The sequence below is a fragment of the Actinokineospora spheciospongiae genome (assembly GCF_000564855.1).
GTDB lineage: Bacteria > Actinomycetota > Actinomycetes > Mycobacteriales > Pseudonocardiaceae > Actinokineospora > Actinokineospora spheciospongiae.
Map to the genome: position 1 here is coordinate 21,928 of NZ_AYXG01000032.1, position 6,030 is coordinate 27,957.

General features: G+C 70.6%; 6 protein-coding genes and 1 pseudogene. 2 read left to right on the forward strand and 5 right to left on the reverse strand.

The features are described from left to right. The first annotated feature begins 18 nt into the window (after positions 1-18). Positions 19-738 (forward strand): hypothetical protein, encoded by a 720-nt coding sequence (locus UO65_RS35465; RefSeq protein WP_110078654.1) that lies wholly within the window; start codon positions 19-21, stop codon positions 736-738. Between the two features lie 489 nt (positions 739-1,227). Here the strand turns inward: UO65_RS35465 and UO65_RS38905 are convergent. From UO65_RS38905 to UO65_RS04200, 4 genes and pseudogenes are all read right to left on the reverse strand, one after another. Further along, positions 1,228-1,314 (reverse strand): annotated as a pseudogene (locus UO65_RS38905) (IS5/IS1182 family transposase); the annotation flags it as partial. Between the two features lie 106 nt (positions 1,315-1,420). Further along, the gene (locus UO65_RS35475) at positions 1,421-2,074 is read right to left on the reverse strand and encodes a hypothetical protein (RefSeq protein WP_146241060.1); all 654 of its coding nucleotides are present in this window, start codon (positions 2,072-2,074) and stop codon (positions 1,421-1,423) included. 96 nt (positions 2,075-2,170) lie between these two features. Next, positions 2,171-3,211 (reverse strand): YhjD/YihY/BrkB family envelope integrity protein, encoded by a 1,041-nt coding sequence (locus tag UO65_RS04195; RefSeq protein WP_035278886.1) that lies wholly within the window; start codon positions 3,209-3,211, stop codon positions 2,171-2,173. 147 nt (positions 3,212-3,358) lie between these two features. Continuing rightward, positions 3,359-3,769 (reverse strand): hypothetical protein, encoded by a 411-nt coding sequence (locus UO65_RS04200; protein ID WP_152551973.1) that lies wholly within the window; start codon positions 3,767-3,769, stop codon positions 3,359-3,361. A gap of 185 nt (positions 3,770-3,954) precedes the next feature. Here UO65_RS04200 and UO65_RS04205 point away from each other — a divergent pair, with 185 nt between their 5' ends. After that, positions 3,955-4,563, forward strand: coding sequence for an SGNH/GDSL hydrolase family protein (locus tag UO65_RS04205; protein ID WP_233427435.1), 609 nt, complete (start codon positions 3,955-3,957; stop codon positions 4,561-4,563). A gap of 60 nt (positions 4,564-4,623) precedes the next feature. Here UO65_RS04205 and UO65_RS04210 read toward each other — a convergent pair whose 3' ends face one another. Further along, positions 4,624-5,517: a hypothetical protein gene (locus tag UO65_RS04210; RefSeq protein ID WP_035278891.1), complete on the reverse strand. Its 894-nt coding sequence runs from the start codon at positions 5,515-5,517 to the stop codon at positions 4,624-4,626. Positions 5,518-6,030: the final 513 nt, after the last annotated feature.

The following is a 6,030-nucleotide window of genomic DNA, read 5'->3' on the forward strand; positions in this document are numbered from 1 at the left end:
AACCTCACAATCAGGGTCTTGCTCAAGCTCGACGCCAGCGGTTCCGAGTGGATCGCGGCCGACCGCGCCATGCGCGCCGCCTCCACCTCCAGCGACCCGCTCCTGCTCGCCGAGGCACACCGCATGCTCGGGTCCGTCTTCCGCCGCGCCGCCCAAGCCGACAGCAGACGGGCAGCCCAGCACCACGACCGCGCCCAAGCCCTCACCCTCGCCGCAGCCGAACACCTCGACATCAACACCCGGAACCCGAAACAGGACCACCTCGCTCTGCACGGCCTGCTCATGTGCTCGGCCGGCTACGCCGCGGCGCGCGCCGGCGACCGAGACCGCACCACCACCTTCCTCCACGAGGCCCAGATCACCGTCGACCGGCTCGCCCCAGGGACGACCGCCCACCAACAACTCGCGGCGAACGTGCTCAGCCACCAAGTCTCCGCCCACTACCTCCTCGGAGACGCCGGAACGGCGCTTCACCACGCCCGCGCGGCATCAGCGCTCACCTTCCCCGACACCGAACGCCACGCCCGCTACCTCGGCGACGTCGCCCTCTGCTTCGCCCAATGGGGCAAACCTGCGCGAGCCCACACGCTCCTCCACGTCATCGAACGCCTCGCGCCGGACGAGGTGCGCACCCGCACGACCATGCGCAGGCTCATCGGCGAGCTGCTCGACAAACCGGGAGATGCGCCGCAGCGAGACCTCCAAGCCCTCGCCACTCGCGCGGGAATCCGTCGGTGAGCACTCACTGCACGTCCGCACGACACCGGCTCAGGCCCCGGCGACGACATCCCGTTCTGGGCGCTCACCTGGGGACCGGCCCCGGCGTCGGCGCACTCCCGCGTCGCCCGTGCCCGCGAATCCCTCGGCGAGCACCACGCCGCGGCCGACCGCCACATCAAGGCCGCCACCACCCGCCCCGGCACTCACACCCGCGTCGCCGCCTTGGACTTGGTCTCCGCAGGCCGCATGCACCACCTTGTGCACGGCGAGACACTTCCAACAGTGCACCGGCATCCGAAATGGCCCAACACCGCGAAGCCCCACCCGCGTCGCAGATGGGCGGGCATCCAGGCGCTGGAGGTTCAGGTCGCGAAGGGCGGCGTCGGCTTCGTCGTGCCTGTTGGAACCTGCGTGCGGCGCGCTCGCGAATGGAAGCGGGAGAACGAGGTTCGGCGCCGCTTCGCCGGGACCACCGAGTCCGCCGGTGCGTGGTTCAAGATCGCTGACCTGCGGGCGGGCCGCGAATCCCGGAACAAGGGGCTCCACGAGCTCCCACAACGCATCCGGCACCAACCGCAACGACAACGTGTCCACGGAAACAAATCATCCCACACCAAAATCCACCACGTGAGACCGGGTCTTAACCACACTTACGGGCAACCCGCAGTCATCCCCACCGACTCCCCAATGTGCGTTCGGGTCAGAAGGAGAACCCGGTCGCGTCCTCGAACTGAACCAACGTCTGCCGCCGGTTCTCATCGTCGACCGCGATAGCCACACGCTCCGCGACGAGACAATCGAGGATAGCTTCGATCTCGCGGACGTCGTAGGTCCCTCCTCTCAACGCCTCAGCCGTTTGCACGAGAAAATGCTTTTTATACAACTCTTTCTTATCCAAAGCCCCCTGATAGGTGTCCGTTTCCGTCTTGTAGTTGCTCCAGCGCACTTGCGGCGGCGGACAATCGCCAGAATAAAGATCGAGGTAACACTCGATCGCAGCGGCATTCCTGTTGATGTCGGAACGGTGATGCCCATCAGGACCCCATGACGGAAATGAGCGGAATTCCTCAAGCTCAGAAAGGATGATACCGCACATATTCGCGGGCAGGTCGAATTCTGGTAGCCGCCTGTAACCCCCAACCCCTTCGGCGTCATTGTCAAACAGAAAGACCACCTGGTTCTGGACATCTACCCTCGCCGACCCTTCTGCGAATTTAAGCAGACCTGACACACTGGAGAAGGGGTGACTCTTCTGCGTGTCGACGAAGCGGAAGAAATCCGCCACCTCTGGCCTTAAAACCTCTAGTGCGCGCGTCAAGATATGCACATCCGATTTGCCTTCAGTTGCGATCATGAACCTTTCGGTTCGTCGCACACCGAACGTAAATTCATCCTCAGTTGCCCATCCAGCTTCAACTAATGGACCATATCGCCAGACCGCCGCCGCGCGTCAGCGGCGGCGCCGCTTGCGGCCGAGGACGGTGGCGGTCACCGCGCCCACCACGGCACCCACCGCTGCGGGGACGAGCGGGTTCGGCCGGTCGGTGGCGGTGACGTGGACGAGCACCGCGCCGGGTGGGCGGATCGGTTGGCGCTTGGCGGTGTCGCGGCCGGTGGCGGTCCAGGCGGTGATGAAGACCAGCAGCCGCGACACCAGCGAGATGAACACCAGCAGGCCGATCACCGAGCCGAAGGCCACCCCGGTCGGCGAGTCGCCGATGATGCCGAGGTAGACGTTGCCCGCCAGCTTCAGCAGCTCGAACCCGACCGAGGCCGCCGCCGCGCCGCGCACGGCGCTGCGGATGCCGACCGGTTGGCGGGGCAGCTTCGCCAGCACCCAGAGGAACACCAGCCAGTCGGCCACCAGGACCAGCACCAGCGACGCCAGCCGCAGCAGCGCGGTCGCCCACGCGGTGTCGTCGACCCCCAGCAGCCGCAGCAGGTCGCCGCCGACGGCCCCGCCCACGGCGGTGAGCGTGAAGGAGACCAGCAGCGCCAGCACCAGGCTGATCAGCGCGAGCAGGTCGCGGACGATGGTCCGCAGCAGCGGTTGGTTGACCCGCTGCTGCTCCCACATGGCGGTGAGCGAGTCGCGCAGGGCGTTCATCCAGTTCCAGCCGGAGTACAGGCCGATCAGCAGGCCCAGCACGCCGATGTGGGTGCGCTGGTCGATGAGGTTGTCCAGCAGCCGCCCCACCTCCTCGTCCAGCGGACCGGGCACCACGTTGGCCACCCCGATGCGCAGTTCCGAGAGCAGTTCGGGGCTGCCCGCCAGCAGGAACCCGGCGGTGGAGAACCCGACCATCAGCATGGGGACCAGCGAGAGCACGCTGAAGTAGGTGATCGAGGCGACGTACTGGTAGCCGCTGTGCTCGATGTACCGGTCGACGGCGCGGGCGAGGTGGTCGAGCCACCGGTACCGCTCGCGGGACCGGCGCCACCGCGCGCCCCAGTCGACCGCGGGCCGTGATCGTTTTGTGCGCACGGGCATATGTCTACTGGGTGGCGGGCCGACCTGCCGAACGGTGCCGGTAGGTGGACGGCGCGGGGGGTGCGGGGGCCACCGGCAGCGGCCTGGGATCGCCGTTCACCCGGGCGCGCACCTCCCACGCCCCACCGCCACCCGGGCGCCGGATGCTCAGCGCGGCAACGGTTTCCGCGCCCGCAGCGCCGTCGCCAGGTCGGCCGCGGCGATCATGGCGACGGCCCCGAGCGCGACCGCGACCCGCCTGCGCCGCCCGCCGCCGCGGTTCCCCATGGCGACGGCGAGCCCGGTCAGGTCGATCGCGTCCCCCACCACCCGGGTCCACACCCACGCCCCGGTCCGCTTGCTCCCCAACAGCCCGGCCGCGTGGACGAGCTCCCGCGCGCCCACCAGCGGCACCACCACCCGGGAGGTGTCGGAGTCGTCCACCCCGCTCAGCCGCCGCACCGCCCCGGGCGCGAAGACCTGCGCCGCCCCCAACCCCAGGCTGACCCAACCCAGCGCCCTCCCCCGCGCCCGGACCACTGCCCTGTTGCTCGTCTTCTCCTGCGTCACGACGACCATGACCACTCCCCTCCGCTCACCCAAGGCCGCGCGCACCACCGCTTCCGGCGAACACCCACAGCACCGATGTGGGGGCGGTTACCACCACCGCCCATCGGTACACATGTGGACCCCCGTGAGCGCGATCGGTGTGAGATAGGCGGCACGCGGGAGCACCGGAACCGGGTGGAGCGTTGTCACCGGCGATGAGCGAACAACTCCGTTTCCGCGTCCTCGGTGACTCCCTCGCCGCGGGTGTGGGGTGCGCGCGGGCCGAGCAGACCCTGGGCCACCTCATGTCCGACGTGCTGCGCGCGGCCGGGCACCGGGTGGACCTCGGCGTGCACGCCGTGTCCGGCGCGCGGTCGACCGACCTCGCCGCCCAGGTGCGGGCGGTGCTGCCCACCGGGGTCGACCTCGCGCTGGTCGTGATCGGCGCCAACGACCTCACCTCGTTCACCCCACCCGCCGCGGGCGCGCAACTGCTGCACGACGCGGTCGCGGACCTGCGCCGCGCGGGGGCGCGGGTGGTCGTGGCCACCGCACCCGACCTCAGCGTGGTCTCGCACGTGCCGCCCACCTACCGGGCGTTCGTCTCCCAGGTCAGCGCGATGTACGCCCGCGCCCAAGCCGACGCGGTGGTGCGCGCGGGCGGCGCGGTGGCGGCCGTCGGGACCGACCTGCACGACCGGTTCGCCGCGGAACCGGGCCTGTTCTCGGCCGACCGGTTCCACCCCTCCCCCGCCGGGTACGCGCTCATCGCCGAAGCTCTCGCCCCGCACATCCGAGCCGCCGCGGAGCACCGGGCCGCGTGACCCGCGCGACCCGGTGTCCGCGAGGGACGACGCGGATGCCCCCCGCGCCGCCCCCGCCGTTCAGGCCGCGTGCCCCAGTCGGCCCCGACCGCGGAAGCACTCCCGCCCCGGCCGGTGGCCCGGGGTGAACGGCCCGGGCGCCACGTCGACCTCGGCGCCGGAGTGGAAGCCGACCGCGTAGTCGTGCTGGACGGTGACCGTCGCGGGCAGACCGGCCCGCCAGAGCACCCAGCGGGGGTCCAGGCCGCGGTGGCGGTGGCCGCCGTACCAGTCGTCGTTCACGGTCAGCAGCACCCCGCTGAGGTTCGCCTCGTAGGTGACCCGGAACCGCGCGGTGACCGAGTCGGTCAACAGGCAGGCGGTCTCGGCGGAGTGCGCGGGCACGTCGCTGCCCGCATCCGCGCCCACCCGGGCGATCCGGCTCCGGAAGGCGGTGTCGGACCAGCCCGCCTCGAAGCAGAAGGACCGCTCCCCCTCGATGTCGACGCTGACACCGATCGTGCCGGTGCAGGCGAAGGCGCCGCTCAGGGTCTGCGAGCGGATGACCGTCTCGGACTTGGCGACCGACAGGCCCGCCGAGCGGCGCGCGGGGCGGTCGCCCCCGTTGTCCCACCGCACGTGGTGGGCGATCACCGGCACGGCGTCGACGCCGAGGAACTCCGCGCCGGTGGACCGGAGGGTGACCGTGACCGGCTGCCAACCGAAGGTGTCGTGGGAGTTGTCGTGGCGGCGGTCGCCCGGGCCGGGGCGGGGCGTGGTGGGGTCGCGCAGGAACCACCGGTCCGGTTCCCTGCCGATGCCCGCACCGCACGCCACCCGGATGCCCTCCCGGTCGCCGAAGCCGAAGGCGGTCGCCTCGTCCTCGGTGATGGTGTGCGCCAGCGTGCCCCACGCGTCCACCCCGCACCCGGCCCGGTCGAGCCCGGCGGTGATCTCCACGTTCAGGTCAGGCATCGTCACTCCGATCCAGGGGGGTCGAACCGCCCGACCGGCGGTCGCGGCGCGGGTGGCGCCCGGACCGCCCGGCTCGGACGTTGTACGAACTCCCTATCGGACAGCGCGCGAACGCTGTTTCAACAACGGACCAACGTTCCCACGCGTGGAGTAGCCGCTCTGACGCGGAGTGACCAACGGCCTATGAGGACAGTGGCGCCGCGCCCCTTTGCACACTTCCGAGCGCGCGCGTCCCGGGCGATCCACCGGACCGTGACCACGCCGAGTCCCGGCACGACCACACCGGATCGAGGGGACGGCCGATGACCGGCACCGAGCCGCAGCCCCGCGAACGGGGAGGCGCTTTGGGGTGGCTGGATGCGCTTCGCCGTGCCTGTGTTCTGCAAGACGCCGGGTTTTGGTGGGGGTGCCCGGCTGGGTGGATGTGCTTCGCCGCGCGCTTCGGCTCAGGCCCGGTCGTTTGGTGGGGGTGCCCGGCTGGGTGGATGTGTTTGGCCGGGGCCCCTATGGCGA

Bases quoted from the DNA above. Each gene is read 5' to 3' on its own strand.
- UO65_RS35475 (WP_146241060.1), bottom strand. From the start codon at position 2,074: ATGATCGCAACTGAAGGCAAATCGGATGTGCATATCTTGACGCGCGCA.
- UO65_RS04200 (WP_152551973.1), bottom strand. From the start codon at position 3,769: ATGGTCGTCGTGACGCAGGAGAAGACGAGCAACAGGGCAGTGGTCCGG.
- UO65_RS04210 (WP_035278891.1), bottom strand. From the start codon at position 5,517: ATGCCTGACCTGAACGTGGAGATCACCGCCGGGCTCGACCGGGCCGGG.
- UO65_RS04205 (WP_233427435.1), top strand. From the start codon at position 3,955: ATGAGCGAACAACTCCGTTTCCGCGTCCTCGGTGACTCCCTCGCCGCG.
- UO65_RS04195 (WP_035278886.1), bottom strand. From the start codon at position 3,211: ATGCCCGTGCGCACAAAACGATCACGGCCCGCGGTCGACTGGGGCGCG.